The following is a 17,870-nucleotide window of genomic DNA, read 5'->3' on the forward strand; positions in this document are numbered from 1 at the left end:
GCCCGCGCGACGTCACACCGACATCCGGTGTCATCCACGTCAACACCCGCCACGCCTCCGGCTTCGTGATCATCGGCAACCACCTCGCCCAGCACCACGATCTCTCCCTGATCGCCATCGGGCTCGCCGTGCACATCCAGTCACTGCCCGCCGGAGCGAAGGTCGGCATCAAGGTCCTCACCGACCGCTTCCCCGAGAGCGAAGCCCGTATCGCCGCCGCCTTACGCGAGTTGGAGGAGAAGGGCTACCTGCACCGGGCCCGCGTACGCCTCCCCGAGGGCCGCGTGGTCACCCGCACCATCTCGTACAACCAGCCGGGCAGCACCGACACCTCGACGATCCCCGCGCCACAGCCCCGGCCCACCGCCCCGCCACAAGCGGCACCGCCCGAGCCGCAGCCCGCACCGGCGCCTCCGCCCCCGGCCCCGGAACCCGTGCAGCCGCCCGCCCCGGACCCCGTCCCGGCTCCCACCACTCCCAGCACAACCCCGCCCCCGCCACTCCCCCAGCCGGACACACCCACCAACCCCCTGCATCGCACGGCTGCCGCCCTCCTCGCCGACCTCCGCCGCCATGCACCCGAACTCACGCTCTCCGAGGGCGACATCCGCACCCTCACCCCGGGGGTCGCCACCTGGCTCGAACGCGATGCCCACCCCGACACCATCCGGCACGCCCTCACCGCCGACCTGCCCGTCCCGCTGAAGCACCCGGCGAAGCTGCTCCGGCACCGGATCACCACCCGCATCCCCGCCCCACTCCCCGGCACCACAGACCTCACCGCCCCCCGCCGCAAAATCGTCGTCATCCCCCTCCAGAACTGCGAAACCTGCGAGCGCGCCTTCCGCGCCACCACCCCCGGACACTGCCGCGACTGCCGAACCGAACACCCGGAGGCCGCTTAGCGTGAACGTGACGACCCTTGCCTTCGGGCACAGGGCCCGGCACCGCCGGCACCGCACCTCGTCGAGGGCGTTCGAGCGCATGTCGAACGCACTTGGCGACACCTGAGGAATCGTCGGCCCCCGCCTGGCGACGGCTGGATTCCGGGGGCCCGGCCCGACGCCTTGTTCTGTTCCTCGGCGTGACGTGCCAGACAGTGGCGCACCGACCAGCAGTAGCACAAGCGCCTCGCGAGGCGGGGTCGGTGAGGCCGGTCCTGGCCCAACTTGCGCGTTGCCGGCCCCGGTGTCCTGGCCGACCCCGGGCTACCTCATCTATCGGCCGAAGCGTTCCCCGACGTTGATTTCCGACGCGGGTCCTCGACGCTGCCCACCTGCGGGTTCGCGGCCACGGGCCTGAGTGTCGGCAGACGGTCGCCCCTCGACGCCGGAGCCAGGTCCGGCCAGCGCCGACCCTGCGCGGCCGGCTCCCCTCGGTGCCGGGCGGCCGGCGCCCGCCGTGCATGCCTTGCCGCATGCTCGACGTAGAGGGCTATAGTGCTAGGCAACTAGATAAATGGAGGACCGAGTGATCGAGTTCCACCTGAACAGCCGGTCCGGCCTGTCCCCGTACCAGCAGTTGGTCCAGCAGGTGCGACATGCACTGCGGTTGGGACTGCTGGAGGAGGGCGACCGGCTGCCGACGGTCAAGGAGGTGGCGAGGCAGATGGCGGTCAACCCGAACACGGTGCTCAAGGCGTACCGGGAGCTGGAGCACGAGGGTCTGGTGGCCGCCCGTCCCGGCGTTGGGACATTCGTGACCCGGACGCTGGCTGATGCCTCGCTCGCCGCGCACGGACCGCTCCAGAAGGACCTGCAGCGCTGGCTGACCAAGGCCCGCCTGGCCGGGCTCGACGAGGAGAGCATCGAAGCGCTGTTCGTGAGCACGTTTCGTAACGCCGCCGGAGAGGACGTAGCGTGAGCGCTGTCTTGCGAGCCCAGGGCCTGGGCAAGAGGTACAAGCAGCGCTGGGCGCTGCAGAACTGCGATCTGGACGTCCCCGCCGGGCGGGTGGTGGGCCTGGTCGGCCCCAACGGTGCCGGCAAGTCGACCCTGTTGAAACTCGCCTCCGGCATGCTGACCCCGACGGCCGGCACCATCGAGGTGTGCGGTGGCCGTCCCGCTGAGAGTGTGGAACAGCTGGCCAAGGTCGGTTTCGTGGCCCAGGACACCCCGATCTACGCCTCGTTGAGCGTCGCTGACCACCTCGACTTCGGCAAGCGCCTCAACCCGAACTGGGACGACGCCGTGGCGCGCGATCGGATCCGTCGCCTCGGTCTGGCCCCGAAGCAGCGGGCCGCCAAGCTGTCCGGCGGCCAGCGCGCGCAGCTCGCTCTCACCCTGGGCATCGCCAAGCGCCCGGAGCTGCTGATCCTGGACGAGCCGGTCGCGGCTCTGGACCCGCTTGCCCGACGGGAGTTCATGCAGGACCTGATGGAGGCCGTCGCCGAGCACGAGCTGAGCGTCGTGCTCTCCTCCCATCTGGTCTCCGACGTGGAGCGGACCTGCGACTACGTCATCGTCCTGGTCGACTCCCGGGTGCAGGTGGCGGGCGAGATCGACGACCTGGTCGCCTGCCACCACCGGCTCACCGGACCGCGCCGGGACCCGAACACGCTCCCGGCCGGTCAGCACGTCATCACCGCCAGCCACACCGACCGGCAGACCACCCTCCTGGTGCGCACCGACACCGCGGTCCACGATCCGTCCTGGACCGTCAGCCCGCTCGGCCTGGAAGACATCGTCCTGGCCTACATGGCCCGGCCCGCCGATGCGGTTCGTGACACCCGACCCGCACTGGAGGTGCTCCGATGATCTGGCTGACCTGGCGCCAGTTCCGCACTCAGGCCGCGGCGATGTTCGCTGCGGTGGCGGCCCTCGCCACCACCCTCGCGGTCACCGGCCCGCAGCTGGCCGACCTCTACCGAGCTGCCGGTAGCAGCCTGGTGGACCAGGTCTCCAGTTCGGACCAGACCCTCTACTACGCCGGACTGCTGGTCGTGCTCGCCGTGCCGGCGGTCATCGGGATGTTCTGGGGCGCGCCGCTGATCTCCCGTGAACTGGAGACCGGCACCCACTACCTTGCGTGGAACCAGGGCGTCACCCGCACGCGCTGGCTGGCGACCAAGCTGGGCCTTGGTGCGGCGGCCTCCATGACCGCTGCCGGACTGGCCGCACTCGCGGTGAGCTGGTGGAGCAGCCCCATCGACCGGGCTGTCAACGACGGTGGAGCGACGGACACGTACTTCCCACGGCTCGACCCCGTGGCCTTCGCCGCACGCGGTGTCGTTCCCATGGCCCATGCCGCCTTCGCCTTCGTCCTGGGCGTCGCCCTCGGCCTCGTCATCCGCCGCACCCTGGCCGCGATGGCAACCACGCTCGTCGTCTACGCCGCCGTCCAGATCGCTGTGCCGATGTGGGGACGGCCTCATCTGGCCGCCCCGGATCAGACCAGCGTGCCGATCACGACCGGTATCCCCATCAGCATCCAGGAGGGCGGGAAGCAGATCGCCGCGCATCCCGAAGTGCCCGGGGCCTGGGAAACCTCCCAGCAGACTCTGAACGGCGCCGGTCAGCCGTCCTCCCTGCCGTCGTCCTTCGCCGAGTGCCTGCGCACCGAGTCGGCCCCGCCCACCCCGCAGCAACTCGACGGCTGCATCGCCGACCTCGGTGCCCATGGCTATCAGCAGCAGGTGACGTACCAGCCCGCCGGAAACTTCTGGGCACTTCAATGGGCCGAGACCGGGCTCTACCTCGGCCTCGCCCTGGCCCTGGCCGGGTTCTGCGCCTGGTGGATCCGCCGCCGAGTGACCTGACAGACGCCAGTCCCACTACGGGAGTAACCGCGAGGGGCAGCCGGGACCCGGCTGCCCCTCGCGGCGTCGGCAGAGCCCTCTCACCACTCAAGATCAATCTCGCCGATATCGGCTGCCCCGCGGGCCCCATGGCTCGTACAGGCACCGGTTCGTCGGCGCGGCGGCCCCCGTTCCCAACCCCACGGGCGCCGGCGCCTGACGGCCGCCGGACGCCCGGTTCAACGAGCCACCGGAGCCTCGTCGATCACGGCTCAGGAGCGGCGCGAAGCGGTGACGGCGCCGGCCCGGGAGCGGTGGGCATGGATCTCTCCGTGGTGGTCCACGGCCCAGCCGATCAACTGCGTGGCGATCTCGTGCAGGCCGCGGCCGAGCGGGGTGAGGGCGTACTCCACACGCGGCGGAACCTCGGCGTAGGCGGTGCGCGTGATCAGGCCGTCCTCGACGAGCTGGCGCAGCGTGTGAGTGAGCATGCGCTGGGAAATGCCGGGGATCCGGCGCTGCAGGTCGGTGTAGCGCAGTGGGCCGCTCTCCAGGACGGCGATGATCAGCGTGCTCCATTTGTCGCCGACCCGGTCCAGCACCTGCCGGATGGAGGCCATGTGCTCGGCGGGGATGCTCGCGCACGGCCCGGTCGCGGCCGCCATCTCCGTATCGCTGCTGTCCGGCATAGCGTCCATTCCTCTCCGTCGCGCACACCCATGTGCCTTTTGTAACGACTTCCATACTGGCGCATCATGGCGCTACGAACAAAAAGTAGGAATTGAATCTCCTCGAAGGGGCAACCGCCATGTCGTACCTGCTGCACATCGACTCCTCCTCGCTCGGCGAGGCCTCCGTCTCCCGCCAGGTCGCCCGGTCCTTCCGCGACCGGTGGCAGGGCCCGGTCGTCCACCGCGACCTCGCCGCCTCTCCGGTGCCGCACCTGACGGCGGCGGGCGTCACCGCCCGCGACACCACCCCGGACCGGCACACCCCCGAGCAGGCCAAGGCCCAGGCACTGCAGGACGAGCTGATCGAGGAGTTCGTCGGCGCGGGCGCGTACCTGTTCACGGTGCCGCTGTACAACCTGTCCATGCCGTCGGCGTTCAAGGCGTGGCTGGACCAGATCCTCGTCATGGACCGCACCTTCACCCACACCGGCGCCGCTCCGGCATCGGGCCGCCCCGCCCTGCTGATATCCGCCCGTGGCGGCAGCTACGGCCCCGGCGCTCCCAGGGAGGGCATGGACTACCTGGTGCCCACGCTGGAAACCGTCCTGGGCCACGACGACCTTCTCGGCCTGGATGTCACCACCGTGACGCCCGAGCTGACCATGGCCCCCCACGCACCGGCCCTCGCCTCACTCCTCCCCCTGCACGAGGCATCCATGACGGCCGCCCACGAACAGGCCCGCGCTCTCGCCACGGACTTCGGCACCGCACGGGCCGCCTGACGCCGCACCATCCACTGCGGGCGGACGTTCCGGCCGGCTCAGGATCCGGGCTTCGCACGGAACGCCGCACGCACCATCCCCGTCCCGGAAACGGCCATCCCGACGATGGCCATCGCCACCAGGAGGCCGGCCGGTGACGGCCGCACGGTGAGCAGCAGCGCGACCGGGGCCAGCGCGCCCGCGGCCACCGCCGAGATCAGTCCGACCGCCCAGCGCAGGACGCGCGGGACAGGGCGGGTCAGCGCGATGAGCGCTCCGGTCAGCGCGGCGACCACCATCGCCGTCACCAGCAGTTCTCCCCAGGACACACCGGGCATGTCCAGCCCGAACCTGTCCTCGCGTATCTCACTGCTGCTGACGGTCCAGAACCACAGGGCGGCGCCCAGGGCCGCCTCACCGACTGCACAGAATGCGAAGTAGTAGCTCTTCGTGTGGAGTACTGCGGCTCTTTTCCCCATGGCTGGACCTTAGTTCGGCTTCTCAACGAGGGGGCCGCGCACGGGAGATCACCAGTGCTGCGGACCGCCGGTCATGACGACGGCCCCCGGCGATGCCGGGGGCCGAGGCGTCCGTGTGCGTCGGGTCGGGTCGGGTCGGGCCGACTACGGCAGGTTCCGCGCCATCACGATCCGCTGGACCTGGTTGGTGCCCTCGTAGATCTGGGTGATCTTCGCGTCCCGCATCATCCGCTCCACCGGATAGTCCCGCGTGTAGCCGTAGCCGCCGAGCAGCTGGACCGCGTCGGTGGTGATCTCCATCGCGACGTCGGAGGCGAAGCACTTGGCCGCGGCGCCGAAGAAGGTGAGGTCGCTGTCGAGGCGCTCGGACTTGGCGGCGGCCGAGTAGGTGAGCTGGCGGGCCGCCTCCAGCTTCATGGCCATGTCGGCGAGCATGAACTGGATGCCCTGGAAGTCGCCGATCGGCTTGCCGAACTGCTTGCGCTCCTGGACGTAGCCCTTGGCGTAGTCGAGCGCGCCCTGGGCGACGCCGAGGGCCTGCGCCGCGATCGTGATGCGGGTGTGGTCGAGGGTCTTCATCGCGGTGGCGAAGCCGGTGCCCTCCTCGCCGATCATGCGGTCGGCGGGGATGCGGACGTTGTCGAAGTAGACCTCGCGGGTCGGGGAGCCCTTGATGCCGAGCTTCTTCTCCGGGGCGCCGAAGGAGACGCCCTCGTCCGACTTCTCGACGACGAACGCCGAGATGCCCTTGGAGCGCTTGGTCGGGTCGGTGACCGCCATGACCGTGTAGTACTCGGAGACGCCCGCGTTGGTGATCCAGCGCTTCACGCCGTTGAGGACCCAGAAGTCGCCGTCGCGGACGGCCTTGGTCTTCATGCCGGCCGCGTCCGAGCCCGCGTCGGGCTCGGAGAGGGCGTACGAGAACATGCCGTCGCCCTTGGCGAGCGGGCCCAGGTACTTCTTCTTCAGGTCCTCGGAGCCGGAGAGGATCACCGGGAGCGAGCCGAGCTTGTTCACGGCGGGGATCAGGGAGGAGGAGACGCAGGCGCGGGCCACCTCCTCGATCACGATGACCGTGGCGAGCGCGTCGGCGCCGGCGCCGCCGTACTCCTCCGGGACGTGGACCGCGTGCAGGTCGGCGGCGGTCAGGGCGTCCAGGGCCTCCTGCGGGAAGCGGGCCTCCTCGTCGACCGCGGCCGCGAACGGGGCGATCTTCGCCTCGGCGAGCGCACGCACCGACTCACGGAGCATCTCGTGCTCCTCCGCCGGACGGTACAGGTCGAAATCGGTCGAACCCGCCAAGACTCTCACTCCCCAAGGATGCTAACTACCGTTAAGTAACCCAATTTTAGGCGCCTGCCCCGGCAATGGCATATGAGCTGGGGCCGTGAGCTTCGCGACAACCGGAATGGAGCGATTCAGAGGCACGACTATGCTCGTTCACCGCACGTCTGTCCGCATCTCACAGGAGCACTACATGGCCCTCAGGATCACTGTGATCGGCACCGGCTACCTCGGCGCCACCCACGCCGCGGCCATGGCGGAACTGGGCTTCGAAGTGCTGGGGCTCGATGTCGTGCCCGAGAAGATCGAAATGCTGTCGGCCGGCCGGGTCCCGATGTACGAGCCGGGGCTGGAAGAGATCCTGCAGAAGCACGTCGCCGGCCTCCCGGGCGCCAGCGGGCGGCTGCGCTTCACCACCTCGTGGGAAGAGGTGGCGGAATTCGGCGATGTGCACTTCGTCTGCGTGAACACCCCGCAGAAGCACGGCGAGTACGCCTGCGACATGAGCTACGTGGACAGCGCCTTCGAATCCCTCGCACCGCATCTGACCAGGCCCGCCCTGGTCGTCGGCAAGTCCACCGTGCCGGTCGGCTCCGCGGCCCGGCTGGCCGCCCGGCTGGCCGGGCTCGCACCCGTGGGCGCCGACGCCGAGCTGGCCTGGAACCCGGAGTTCCTGCGCGAGGGCTTCGCCGTCAAGGACACCCTGCACCCGGACCGGATCGTCGTCGGGGTGGAGAGCGAGCGGGCCGAGAAGCTGCTGCGCGAGGTGTACGCCGTACCGGTCGCGGAGGGGTCCCCGCTCGTGGTGACGGACTTCCCGACCGCCGAGCTGGTGAAGACCGCCGCCAACTCCTTCCTCGCCACCAAGATCTCCTTCATCAACGCCATGGCGGAGGTCTGCGAGGCCGCCGACGGCGATGTGGCGAAGCTCGCCGAGGCGCTCGGTCACGACGAGCGGATCGGGAAGAAGTTCCTGCGGGCGGGCATCGGCTTCGGCGGCGGCTGCCTCCCCAAGGACATCCGTGCCTTCATGGCCCGCGCCGGTGAGCTGGGCGCCGACCAGGCGTTGACCTTCCTCCGCGAGGTCGACTCCATCAACATGCGGCGCCGCGGCCACATGGTGGAGCTGGCCCGGGAGGCCGTCGGCGGCGGATCGTTCCTCGGCAAGCGGGTGGGCGTCCTGGGCGCCGCCTTCAAGCCGGACTCGGACGACGTACGCGATTCGCCCGCCCTGAACGTCGCCGGACAGATCCACCTCCAGGGCGGCCAGGTCACGGTCTACGACCCGAAGGGCATGGACAACGCCCGCCGCCTCTTCCCCACGCTCGGTTACGCGGACACCGCCCTGGACGCCGTGCGCGGCGCCGATGTGGTGCTGCACCTGACGGAGTGGAGCGAGTTCCGCGAGCTGGACCCGGCGGTGCTGGGCGAGGCCGCCGGCCGCCGGATCATCCTGGACGGGCGCAACGCGCTGGACCCCGTGGTGTGGCGCGAGGCCGGGTGGACGTACCGGGCGATGGGCCGGCCGAAGGCCTGAGCAGCTGAGCCTTCTCAGCCTTGTCGCGCGCGGTACGCGCGCATTTTCGCGCGGGCGCCGCACACCGACATCGAGCACCAGCGGCGGCGCCCCCGCCGGGCTGCGGTCGTAGTACGCCCAGCGGCAGTCCGCCGCCTCGCACGCCTTGAGCCGGGCCCAGGTGCCCTCGGCCGACGCGGTCGCGACGGCCACCGCGATCCGGGCGGTCAGCCCGGGCGGGTCCTCCACCGGACGCAGCACCGCCTCCCCCGCCTCGTCCACGGCGACGCGCAGGGGCGCGTCGGCGAGCAGCCGGTCGAGCCGGGAGACCGAGTCCTCCTCGGGCGGGCGGTGGCCCGCGTGGGGCGGTCGGACGCCCCCGGCCGTGGCTCAGAGAGCCGGGGCGTCCAGTTGCTCGATCGTCGCGTGGGACGGGCCGCGGCGGCCGCTCAGGTCCCTGGCCACGTCCTCGGCGGCGCGCAGCACCCGTACCGCGTTCTGCCAGGTGAGCTTGGCCAGGTCGGCTGCGGACCAGCCGCGGGCCAGCAGCTCCGCGATCAGGTTCGGGTAGCCCGCCACGTCCTCAAGGCCCTGCGGCAGGAACGCCGTGCCGTCGTAGTCGCCGCCGATGCCGACGTGGTCGATGCCCGCGACCTCACGCATGTGGCCGAGGTGGTCGGCGATCGTGGCGACGGTGGCCATCGGGCGGGGGTTCGCCGCCTCGAACGCGGCGTGGACCTTCATCGCCCGCTCGGTGGTGTCCAGGTGGTGCAGGCCGTGCGCGCGCATGTTCTCGTCCGCGGACCGGGTCCAGGCGACGGCCTCCGGCAGGACGAACTTCGGCACGAAGGTCGCCATCGCGATGCCGCCGTTGGCCGGGAGCTGCGCGAGGACGTCGTCGGGGATGTTGCGCGGGTGGTCACAGATCGCCCGCGACGAGGAATGCGAGAACATCACCGGTGCGGTGGAGGTGGCGAGCGCGTCGCGCATCGTCGTCGCCGCGACGTGCGAGAGGTCGACCAGCATGCCGGTGCGGTTCATCTCCCGTACGACCTCGTGGCCGAACGCCGAGAGACCGCCGACGCCCGGGTCGTCGGTCGCCGAGTCGGCCCAGGCGATGTTGTCGTTGTGGGTGAGCGTCATGTAGCGGACGCCGAGCGCGTGCAGGGCGCGCAGGGTACCCAGCGAGTTGTTGATGGAGTGGCCGCCCTCGGCGCCCATCAGGGAGGCGATACGGCCCTCGGCGCGGGCCGCCTCCATGTCGTCGGCCGTCAGCGCGCGGCGCAGGTCGGCGGGGTGGCGCTCCAGTAGTTCGGCGACCGCGTCGATCTGTTCCAGGGTGGCGCTGACGGCGTCCTCGCCCGCCATGTCGGACCGTACGTAGACGGACCAGAACTGGGCGCCGACGCCGCCGGCTCGCAGCCGGGGGATGTCGGTGTGCAGATGGGCCGACTGGTCGGTGGCGATGTCCCGCGCGTCCAGGTCGTAGTTGACCTGCTCGCGCAGCGCCCACGGCAGGTCGTTGTGACCGTCCACGACGGGGTGCTCCGCGAGGAGTTCCCGGGCCTTCTCCAGCTGGTCCATCGCTGCCCTACTTTCCGAAGCCGAAGGAGTCCGCGCCCTGCACCTTGCTGCGCAGGCGCTTGCCCTTCTCGGTGGCCTGGTCGTTCAGCTCCTTCTGGAACTCGACCATGCGGGCCTGCAGCTCGCCGTCGTGCGCGGCGAGGATGCGGGCCGCCAGCAGGCCGGCGTTGCGTGCGCCGCCGACCGAGACGGTGGCGACGGGGACGCCGGCGGGCATCTGCACGATGGAGAGCAGGCTGTCCATGCCGTCCAGGTACTTCAGCGGCACCGGTACGCCGATGACCGGCAGCGGGGTGACCGAGGCGAGCATGCCGGGCAGGTGGGCGGCGCCGCCCGCCCCGGCGATGATCGCCTTCAGGCCGCGGCCCGCGGCGTGCTCGCCGTACGCGATCATCTCGTGCGGCATGCGGTGGGCGGAGACGACGTCGACCTCGTAGCGGATCTCGAACTCGTCGAGGGCCTTGGCCGCTGCTTCCATGACCGGCCAGTCGGAGTCGGAGCCCATGACGATGCCGACGACCGGCGCGGCGGAGGCGGGGGAAGTCATTCGGTGATCGTTCCTCGCAGGTAGTCGGCCGCGTGCCGGGCGCGCTCACGCACATCCGCCAGGTCGTCGCCGTAGGTGTTGACGTGACCGACCTTGCGGCCGGGCTTCACGTCCTTGCCGTACATGTGGATCTTGAGCTGCGGGTCACGGGCCATGCAGTGCAGGTACGCCTGGTACATGTCCGGGTAGTCGCCGCCCAGGACGTTGCTCATGACCGTCCAGGTGGCGCGCGGGCGGGGGTCGCCGAGCGGCAGGTCCAGGACGGCCCGGACGTGGTTGGCGAACTGTGAGGTGATCGCGCCGTCCTGGGTCCAGTGCCCGGAGTTGTGCGGGCGCATCGCCAGCTCGTTGACGAGGATGTGGCCGTCACGGGTCTCGAAGAGCTCGACGGCGAGGTGGCCGACGACACCGAGCTCCGCGGCGATCCGCAGGGCGAGCTGCTGGGCCTCACCGGCGAGCTTCTCGCTCAGCTCGGGGGCCGGTGCGATGACCGTGTCGCAGACGCCGTCGACCTGGACCGACTCGACGACCGGGTAGGCCACGGCCTGGCCGTGCGGCGAGCGGACGATGTTGGCCGCCAGCTCCCGTACGAAGTCGACCTTCTCCTCGGCGAGGACCGGGACACCGGCCCGGAAGGGGTCGGCCGCGTCCGCCTCGGAGCGGACCACCCAGACGCCCTTGCCGTCGTAGCCGCCGCGCACCGTCTTGAGGATGACCGGGAAGCCTCCCGCCTCCTCGGCGAAGGCCGCGGCGTCGGCCGGGTCCTTCACGATGCGGTGGCGGGGGCACGGCGCGCCGATCTCGGTGAGCTTCGCGCGCATCACCCCCTTGTCCTGCGCGTGCACCAGCGCGTCGGGGCCGGGGCGCACGGGGATGCCGTCCGCCTCCAGGGCCCGCAGATGCTCGGTGGGCACGTGCTCGTGATCGAAGGTGATCACGTCACAGCCGCGCGCGAAGGCACGCAGCGTCTCCAGATCGCGATAGTCGCCTACGACGACTTCATTCACGACCTGGGCCGCCGAGTCCTGAGCGGTGTCACTGAGGAGCTTGAACTTGATGCCGAGGGGGATGCCCGCCTCGTGGGTCATACGGGCGAGCTGACCGCCACCGACCATGCCGACTACCGGGAACGTCACTCCTCCAGGGTATCCGCCCGCTCCGGGGGCACCTGACGATGGCCTGTGCACGGCCGCCGGGGCGGGGTTCCGGGTGTCACAGGTGCGCCACACCTGTACCGGTACTCACAGGCAGCCGACGGGCGGGCTGGTTAGCATGGCCGGGTTGACGGAACCTGAAGACGAACCGACGGACGAACCGACAGACGGGCTGAGCCATCACCATGAGCGAACGGGGCGCACTGCGGGCCCGGCTGGATCTGCTGGCCCGGGAGATCGCCAAGTTCGGCGTGGTCGGTGCGGTCGGTCTGGTCGTCAATATCGCGGTATCCAACCTGCTGTGGCGCTACACGGACATCCCGACGGTGCGAGCAGGTCTGCTCGCGACGTTCGTCGCCATCCTCTGCAACTACGTCGGCTTCCGGTACTGGACGTACCGGGACCGCGACAAGAGCGGGCGGACGCGGGAACTCACGCTGTTCCTGCTGTTCAGCGCGGTGGGGGCGGTCATCGAGACCGGGGTTCTGTACGCGGCGACGTACGGGTTCGGCTGGAACAGCCCGGTCCAGAGCAATGTCTTCAAGATCGTCGGGATCGGGGTCGCGACGCTGTTCCGCTTCTGGTCCTACCGGAGCTGGGTGTTCAAGGCGCTGCCTGACAAAGAGGGCGTGCTGAGTAAGGCGGGAGAGCCGGTGGAGCCCGGGGCGCCCGCGGTTTCTGTGCCGTCGCCTGTGCCGGCGCCTGTGCCTGCGCCCGCGCCTGCCGTACGGGTCGAGGCGGCGGATACGGCTCGACGGTAGGCCCGGGGGCGGAGCCCCCGGTTGCCGGGTGGGCTCGTCACCTCACCGGGCGTTCCGGTTCTTTTCTGTTCAGGGCCACCCGGCTGAGGAACAGGGCGAAGACCGGGGGCTGCTGCTGGAGCAGTTCCAGGCGGCCGCCGTCCGCCTCTGCCAGGTCCCTGGCGACCGCGAGGCCGATGCCCGTGGAGTTGCGGCCGCTGATGGTCCGCTCGAAGATCCGCGAGCCCAGGTCGGGCGGGACGCCCGGGCCCTCGTCCGTCACCTCGATGACCGCCTGGTTGCCGGTGACCCGGGTGCGCAGGGCGACCGTACCGCCGCCGTGCATCAGCGAGTTCTCGATCAGTGCGGCCAGCACCTGCGCGACCGCGCCCGGGGTGCCGACGGCCCGCAGGCCCTGCTTGCCGGAGCGGACGATCGCGCGGCCCTCGCCGCGGTAGGCCGGGCGCCATTCCTCGATCTGCTGCTTGACGACCTCGTCGAGGTCGAAGACGACGGCCGAGCCGGTCCGCGGGTCGCGGGCGTTGGTCAGCAGGCGCTGCACCACGTCCGTGAGCCGCTCGACCTGGGTGAGGGCGATGTTCGCCTCCTCCTTCACCGTGTCCGGGTCGTCGGTGACGGAGATCTCCTCGATCCGCATGGAGAGCGCGGTCAGCGGCGTACGCAGCTGGTGGGAGGCGTCGGCGGCGAGCCGGCGCTCCGCGGTGAGCATCCGGGCGATCCGTTCCGCCGATGAGTCGAGCACATCGGCGACCCGGTCCAGCTCCGGCACCCCGTACCGTTTGTGGCGCGGGCGCGGGTCGCCGGAGCCCAGGCGTTCCGCGGTCTCGGCCAGGTCGGTGAGCGGCGAGGTCAGCTTGTTGGCCTGGCGTACGGCCAGGAGCACGGCGGAGACGATGGCCAGAAGCGCCACCGCGCCGATGATCATCAGGGTGCGGCCGACCTCGCGGGTGACGGCGGAGCGGGACTCCTCGATGGTGACCCGCTCACCGCGCTCACCCTTCTCCGTGGCACTGATCACGCTGCCGCTGGGGCGCTTGCCCACCTCGATCGGGGCGCGGCCGGGCATCTTCACCAGGGCGTAGCGCTTGTCGTCGACCTGTTCGGCCAGCACCCCGGGGTTGATCCGCTCGGCGCCGAGCAGCCGGCTCTCGATGACGCTGATCACCCGCAGCGCCTCCGAGTCGACGCTCTCCTGGGCGCTGCTGCTGATGGTGCGGGTCTCGACGATGACGAGGGAGACGCCGAAGACGGCGATCACCACGAGCACCACGGCGAGGGTGGAGTTGATCAGTCTTCGGCGCATGAGTGTTTCTGTACGTCAGCTCTTCTCGAAGCGGAAGCCGACGCCCCGGACCGTGGCGATGTAGCGCGGATTGGCGGCGTCGTCCCCGAGCTTCTTGCGGAGCCAGGAGATGTGCATGTCGAGCGTCTTGGTGGACGACCACCAGGTGGTGTCCCAGACCTCGCGCATCAGCTGGTCGCGGGTGACGACCCGGCCCGCGTCGCGCACCAGGACCCGCAGCAGGTCGAACTCCTTGGCGGTGAGCTGGAGTTCCTCGTCACCCATCCAGGCCCTGTGCGACTCGACGTCGATCCTGACGCCGTGGGTGGCGGGCTGCGGGGCGGGCTCGGTGGCCCCGCGGCGCAGCAGCGCCCGGACCCGGGCCAGCAGTTCGGCCAGCCGGAAGGGCTTGGTGACGTAGTCGTCGGCGCCGGCGTCGAGGCCGACGACCGTGTCGACCTCGTCGGCGCGGGCGGTCAGCACCAGGACGGGCACGGTGTGGCCTTCGGCGCGGAGCCTGCGGGCGACTTCGAGGCCGTCCATCCCGGGCAGCCCCAGGTCGAGTACGACCAGATCGATGCCGCCCTGGAGGCCGGCGTCGAGTGCGGTCGGACCGTCTTCGCGGACCTCGACCTCGTAACCCTCCCGACGCAGGGCGCGGGCCAGCGGCTCCGAGATGGATGCGTCGTCCTCGGCGAGCAGTACACGGGTCATGGAGTGATGGTAGTCCGCGGATCGGACAAGGCGTGAGGTGATCCAACAGACCTGCGGGTCTGCGCCCCATTCGCAGGGGGACCTTCGAATGTGCGAGTGTGGTTGCACCTGGACCTGTGATCCATGTCTCAAGTCCTTCCATATCCCGCTCTGTCGTGTCGTATGGTGTCTCAACGCCTGTTGCACTACTCAAGGACCCTTGGGCAGCTATTAGCGCCGAGGGTCTCTTTTGTGTGCGGGGCTGGTACCCGCCAGTCCGGAAGTTTCAGTGAATGACCTGTGGGCCGGGCCCGGAGCGCCAATGAAGGCACCGGGTGTGGATCCCGACGCGGTGGGCGTGCCCGCGTCGGTGCCGGCCTCCCCCCACCGGGCGCGCACCGCTCAAGAGGCGACGCGCGTCCCGAGCAAGCAAGGATCGACCATGGCGTCCAGCCTGACGAAGGACCCGGCCAGCGCCCCTGGCACAGAGAAGACCTTCTTCGGCCACCCCCGCGGCCTGGCCACGCTCTTCATGACCGAGATGTGGGAGCGCTACAGCTTCTACGGCATGAAGGCACTGCTCCCGCTGTACCTGATCGCGCCCGGCGGCCTGCACATGAACGCCGCCACAGCGACAACGATCTACTCCGCCTACATGGCGATGGTCTACCTGCTCACCATGCCGGGCGGCTGGCTGGCCGACCGCTTCTGGGGGCCGCGCAAGACGGTCGCCATCGGTGGCGGTGTCGTCATCCTCGGCCACATCACGCTCGCCGTACCCAACTCGGCGACGTTCTTCGCGGGTCTCGCCCTCGTCGCACTCGGCTCCGGCCTGCTGAAGGCGAACATCTCCACGATGGTCGGCCACCTCTACAAGGGTCCGCAGGACCCGCGTCGTGACGGTGGCTTCACGCTCTTCTACATCGGCATAAACATCGGCGCCTTCCTCGCCCCGCTGTCCATCGGCACCGTCGGCGAGAACGTCAACTGGCACTTCGGCTTCGCGCTCGCCGCGGTCGGTATGGCGCTGGGCCTCGCCCAGTTCATGCTCGGCACCCGCCACCTGAGCCCGGAGAGCAATGTCGTCGCCACCCCCGCGACGGAGCAGGAGAAGCGCTCCGCTCTGCAGAAGGGCATGATCTGGCTGATCGTCGCGGTCGTCTTCTACGGCCTGCTCGCCGCCACCGGCAACTTCGTCGACTGGGCGGTACTGCCGATCACCATCGCCGGTCTGGTCATACCCGTCGCCGTCCTGGTCCGCATGAAGCGCGACAAGGAACTGACGAAGACAGAGCAGTCCAAGCTGTCGGGCTACATCTGGTTCTTCGTGGTCGCCGCCGTCTTCTGGATGATCTACGACCAGAACGGCTCGACCCTGTCGATCTTCGGTGAGAACTCGACGACGAACAGCCTGTTCGGATTCGACTTCCCCACGTCCTGGTACCAGTCGCTGAACCCGATCTTCGTCATGGCGGCGGCCCCCGTGGTCGCCTCGGCATGGCTGTGGCTGAACAAGCGGGGCAAGGAGCCGAGCACCGCCGTCAAGTTCGCCTCCAGCCTCGTCCTGATCGGCATCTCGTTCGTCGTCTTCATGATCCCGCTGATCGACACCGCCGCCAACGGCGGCCGGGTCAGCCCGATGTGGCTGGTGGCGATCTACTTCATCCAGACCGTGGCCGAGCTCTGCCTCTCCCCGGTCGGTCTGTCGGTCACCACGAAGATGGCGCCGGCGAAGTACAGCTCCCAGATGATGGGTGTCTGGTTCCTCGCGGTCACCGCCGGTGACTCCGTGACCGGTCTCCTCACGTCCCCGCAGCTCGGGGTCGATCTGAACACCTCGGGCGCCGTCGCCTTCGAGGCGGTCCTCGCGGTCATCGCCGGTGTCGGCATCTGGATGTACCGCAGGAAGGTCACCCAGCACATGAGCGACGCGAGCTGACCCCACAGCTCCGGCTGACACCGCAGCTCCGCAGGAAGGGGCCGTCGCACCGTGGAAACGGTGCGGCGGCCCCTTCCGTATGGGTACGCGCCTCAGCTCACCGGCCGGAGCGCAGCCTGCGCCACGGGGTGAACGTGAACACCGCGCCGCCCAGCAGGATCGCCGTGCCGGCGACCAGGCCGAGTGCGCGCAGGGCGCCGTTGTCCTCGGCTCCGGTGGCCGCGAGCCCGCCGCCGGAGGCCGTGCCGCCCGCTGCCGCCGCCGCTCCGCCCGAGCCCGCGGTGTCACCGCCGGACGCACCGCCCTCCTGCGCGGTGGTGTCGAGTTCGAGGGACGCCTTCGTGGCGCCCTTGACCGTGCACGGAATGTTGATCTTCGAGCCGCCCAGCGTGACGTCGATCGTCAGGGTGCCGGGTGTGAGGGTGGACTTGCCGGATGCTCCCGGCTTGTACGTGCCGGTCATGTCGGGCAGGTCGACCGGCTTGCCCGTTTTCAGCGGATCGGGGTTCCCCGGTCCGCTGACGGCGACTGAGCCCTTGTCGGCGCCGCCGACGACGATCTGCATCGACGGCTTGAGCGCACCGGCGGGCAGGTCGGCCGGGCTGTCCATCACGCCCTTGGCCGTCTTGACCGTGAGCCCGTAGCTGCCGCCGTCCTTCTTGGCGTTGACCGTCACCTTGGACTCGATGGAGGCGGGTCCCGGCGACTTGCAGGCGAAGTTGACCGCGACCTCCTTGCCCGGGAAGTCGGTGGCGCCACCGGTGCCCCCGGACCCTGCGGTGGTACCGCCGTCGTCCGAACCGCCGGTGTCCCCGCCGGTGGCCGTGCCCCCGGTGTCGGTACCGCCCGCGGTGTCCGTGCCCCCGGTGTCCGTACCCCCGGCGTCCGTACCGCCGGTGTCGGCCCCGCCGTCGGTCGTCCCACCGGTGTCCGTGCCGCCGGCCGTGGTTCCGCCGCCGTCCGTGACCTTGATCGTGGCGCCCGGCTTCACCGTCTCCTTCGGGGTGCACTTGGTGTCCGTGGAGATCGGCTTGGACACGTTGAGGTTGTACGCGTCCGGCGTCAGCGTCAGATCACCCGCCTTCTCCAGCTTCAGCGAGCCCTTCATGTCCGACATGATCATCGGGCTGTTCTTGGGGATCGGCGGGTTCTCCCGCGGTCCCTCCATCTTCAGGTCTCCGGTCGTGGCGCCACCCAGCTTGATGGTGCCGGTCGGTTTGACGGTGTCCTTGTCGAGATCGAGAACGTCGGGGTTGTCGGAGGCACCCTTGACCGTCTTCCACACCACCTCGACGGTGTCCCCGACCTTCGCCTCGGCGGGCGCGGTCAGCTGCACCTGGGTGGTGCCCTCGACGGGCGGCAGTCCGGAGATGGCCGGGGGTATGCACTCCGTCTTGTACGAGATGTCGGCGGCCTGGGCAGGGCTCGCGGCCAGCAGCATGCCCGCCCCGCCGATCATCATC

General features: G+C 70.1%; 17 protein-coding genes and 1 pseudogene. 8 read left to right on the forward strand and 10 right to left on the reverse strand.

Annotated elements, in window-relative coordinates:
- The 4 genes from ACFVW8_RS26625 to ACFVW8_RS26640 form a co-directional block, all read left to right on the forward strand.
- Positions 1–905 (forward strand): helix-turn-helix domain-containing protein (locus tag ACFVW8_RS26625; RefSeq protein WP_389694221.1); only part of this gene is annotated, 905 nt, incomplete at its 5' end.
- Between the two features lie 553 nt (positions 906–1,458).
- Positions 1,459–1,863 carry a GntR family transcriptional regulator gene (locus ACFVW8_RS26630; protein WP_389694222.1) on the forward strand — a complete coding sequence of 135 codons (405 nt, stop codon included), beginning with the start codon at positions 1,459–1,461 and terminating at the stop codon, positions 1,861–1,863.
- Entirely contained in the window at positions 1,860–2,756 is an 897-nt protein-coding gene (locus ACFVW8_RS26635; RefSeq protein WP_389694223.1) for an ABC transporter ATP-binding protein, read from the forward strand. The genes ACFVW8_RS26630 and ACFVW8_RS26635 overlap by 4 nt, the downstream gene beginning before the upstream one ends.
- Complete coding sequence (locus tag ACFVW8_RS26640; RefSeq protein WP_389694225.1) at positions 2,753–3,757, forward strand: transporter; 1,005 nt, start codon at positions 2,753–2,755, stop codon at positions 3,755–3,757. The genes ACFVW8_RS26635 and ACFVW8_RS26640 overlap by 4 nt, the downstream gene beginning before the upstream one ends.
- 251 nt (positions 3,758–4,008) lie before the next feature.
- Here ACFVW8_RS26640 and ACFVW8_RS26645 read toward each other — a convergent pair whose 3' ends face one another.
- Positions 4,009–4,434 (reverse strand): winged helix-turn-helix transcriptional regulator, encoded by a 426-nt coding sequence (locus ACFVW8_RS26645; protein WP_389694227.1) that lies wholly within the window; start codon positions 4,432–4,434, stop codon positions 4,009–4,011.
- A 110-nt stretch (positions 4,435–4,544) separates the two neighbouring features.
- Between ACFVW8_RS26645 and ACFVW8_RS26650 the strand changes: the two genes are divergently transcribed.
- A complete protein-coding gene (locus ACFVW8_RS26650) occupies positions 4,545–5,189 on the forward strand; it encodes an FMN-dependent NADH-azoreductase (RefSeq protein WP_389694229.1) in 645 nt (214 codons plus the stop codon).
- 38 nt (positions 5,190–5,227) lie between these two features.
- On the opposite strand, the gene ACFVW8_RS26655 is transcribed toward ACFVW8_RS26650, so the two are convergent.
- Both ACFVW8_RS26655 and ACFVW8_RS26660 read right to left on the reverse strand, forming a co-directional pair.
- A complete protein-coding gene (locus ACFVW8_RS26655; protein ID WP_389694231.1) occupies positions 5,228–5,647 on the reverse strand; it encodes a hypothetical protein in 420 nt (139 codons plus the stop codon).
- A 144-nt stretch (positions 5,648–5,791) separates the two neighbouring features.
- Complete coding sequence (locus tag ACFVW8_RS26660; protein WP_389694271.1) at positions 5,792–6,949, reverse strand: acyl-CoA dehydrogenase family protein; 1,158 nt, start codon at positions 6,947–6,949, stop codon at positions 5,792–5,794.
- A gap of 175 nt (positions 6,950–7,124) precedes the next feature.
- On the opposite strand from ACFVW8_RS26660, the gene ACFVW8_RS26665 reads away from it, so the two are divergent.
- Positions 7,125–8,468 (forward strand): UDP-glucose dehydrogenase family protein, encoded by a 1,344-nt coding sequence (locus ACFVW8_RS26665; RefSeq protein ID WP_389694233.1) that lies wholly within the window; start codon positions 7,125–7,127, stop codon positions 8,466–8,468.
- Positions 8,469–8,482: 14 nt separating this feature from the next.
- Here the strand turns inward: ACFVW8_RS26665 and ACFVW8_RS26670 are convergent.
- The 4 genes and pseudogenes from ACFVW8_RS26670 to ACFVW8_RS26685 all read right to left on the reverse strand — a co-directional run.
- Positions 8,483–8,810 (reverse strand): annotated as a pseudogene (locus ACFVW8_RS26670) (CGNR zinc finger domain-containing protein); the annotation flags it as partial.
- A gap of 27 nt (positions 8,811–8,837) precedes the next feature.
- The gene (locus ACFVW8_RS26675) at positions 8,838–10,031 is read right to left on the reverse strand and encodes a dipeptidase (protein ID WP_389694235.1); all 1,194 of its coding nucleotides are present in this window, start codon (positions 10,029–10,031) and stop codon (positions 8,838–8,840) included.
- A 7-nt stretch (positions 10,032–10,038) separates the two neighbouring features.
- Positions 10,039–10,578, reverse strand: coding sequence for a 5-(carboxyamino)imidazole ribonucleotide mutase (purE, locus tag ACFVW8_RS26680; protein ID WP_389694237.1), 540 nt, complete (start codon positions 10,576–10,578; stop codon positions 10,039–10,041).
- On the reverse strand, positions 10,575–11,765 hold the full coding sequence (locus tag ACFVW8_RS26685; RefSeq protein ID WP_389694239.1) for a 5-(carboxyamino)imidazole ribonucleotide synthase: 1,191 nt from the start codon (positions 11,763–11,765) through the stop codon (positions 10,575–10,577). The genes purE and ACFVW8_RS26685 overlap by 4 nt, the downstream gene beginning before the upstream one ends.
- A gap of 152 nt (positions 11,766–11,917) precedes the next feature.
- On the opposite strand from ACFVW8_RS26685, the gene ACFVW8_RS26690 reads away from it, so the two are divergent.
- Entirely contained in the window at positions 11,918–12,493 is a 576-nt protein-coding gene (locus ACFVW8_RS26690; RefSeq protein ID WP_389694241.1) for a GtrA family protein, read from the forward strand.
- Positions 12,494–12,530: 37 nt separating this feature from the next.
- Here the strand turns inward: ACFVW8_RS26690 and ACFVW8_RS26695 are convergent, their stop codons facing one another.
- The gene (locus ACFVW8_RS26695) at positions 12,531–13,796 is read right to left on the reverse strand and encodes an ATP-binding protein (protein ID WP_389694243.1); all 1,266 of its coding nucleotides are present in this window, start codon (positions 13,794–13,796) and stop codon (positions 12,531–12,533) included.
- Positions 13,797–13,811: 15 nt separating this feature from the next.
- Positions 13,812–14,489 carry a response regulator transcription factor gene (locus tag ACFVW8_RS26700; protein ID WP_018524728.1) on the reverse strand — a complete coding sequence of 226 codons (678 nt, stop codon included), beginning with the start codon at positions 14,487–14,489 and terminating at the stop codon, positions 13,812–13,814.
- Between the two features lie 421 nt (positions 14,490–14,910).
- On the opposite strand from ACFVW8_RS26700, the gene ACFVW8_RS26705 reads away from it, so the two are divergent.
- Complete coding sequence (locus tag ACFVW8_RS26705) at positions 14,911–16,407, forward strand: peptide MFS transporter (RefSeq protein WP_389694245.1); 1,497 nt, start codon at positions 14,911–14,913, stop codon at positions 16,405–16,407.
- A 97-nt stretch (positions 16,408–16,504) separates the two neighbouring features.
- Here the strand turns inward: ACFVW8_RS26705 and ACFVW8_RS26710 are convergent, their stop codons facing one another.
- Complete coding sequence (locus tag ACFVW8_RS26710) at positions 16,505–17,866, reverse strand: hypothetical protein (protein ID WP_389694273.1); 1,362 nt, start codon at positions 17,864–17,866, stop codon at positions 16,505–16,507.
- Between the last annotated feature and the right edge of the window lie 4 nt (positions 17,867–17,870).

Source organism: Streptomyces sp. NPDC058221 (assembly GCF_042882365.1).
GTDB lineage: Bacteria > Actinomycetota > Actinomycetes > Streptomycetales > Streptomycetaceae > Streptomyces.

Coding starts and splice junctions, on each gene's coding strand:
- ACFVW8_RS26705 (WP_389694245.1), top strand. CDS start 14,911: ATGGCGTCCAGCCTGACGAAGGACCCGGCCAGCGCCCCTGGCACAGAG.
- ACFVW8_RS26640 (WP_389694225.1), top strand. CDS start 2,753: ATGATCTGGCTGACCTGGCGCCAGTTCCGCACTCAGGCCGCGGCGATG.
- ACFVW8_RS26695 (WP_389694243.1), bottom strand. CDS start 13,796: ATGCGCCGAAGACTGATCAACTCCACCCTCGCCGTGGTGCTCGTGGTG.
- ACFVW8_RS26665 (WP_389694233.1), top strand. CDS start 7,125: ATGGCCCTCAGGATCACTGTGATCGGCACCGGCTACCTCGGCGCCACC.
- ACFVW8_RS26650 (WP_389694229.1), top strand. CDS start 4,545: ATGTCGTACCTGCTGCACATCGACTCCTCCTCGCTCGGCGAGGCCTCC.
- ACFVW8_RS26655 (WP_389694231.1), bottom strand. CDS start 5,647: ATGGGGAAAAGAGCCGCAGTACTCCACACGAAGAGCTACTACTTCGCA.
- purE (WP_389694237.1), bottom strand. CDS start 10,578: ATGACTTCCCCCGCCTCCGCCGCGCCGGTCGTCGGCATCGTCATGGGC.
- ACFVW8_RS26710 (WP_389694273.1), bottom strand. CDS start 17,866: ATGATCGGCGGGGCGGGCATGCTGCTGGCCGCGAGCCCTGCCCAGGCC.
- ACFVW8_RS26630 (WP_389694222.1), top strand. CDS start 1,459: ATGGAGGACCGAGTGATCGAGTTCCACCTGAACAGCCGGTCCGGCCTG.
- ACFVW8_RS26700 (WP_018524728.1), bottom strand. CDS start 14,489: ATGACCCGTGTACTGCTCGCCGAGGACGACGCATCCATCTCGGAGCCG.
- ACFVW8_RS26675 (WP_389694235.1), bottom strand. CDS start 10,031: ATGGACCAGCTGGAGAAGGCCCGGGAACTCCTCGCGGAGCACCCCGTC.
- ACFVW8_RS26690 (WP_389694241.1), top strand. CDS start 11,918: ATGAGCGAACGGGGCGCACTGCGGGCCCGGCTGGATCTGCTGGCCCGG.
- ACFVW8_RS26645 (WP_389694227.1), bottom strand. CDS start 4,434: ATGGACGCTATGCCGGACAGCAGCGATACGGAGATGGCGGCCGCGACC.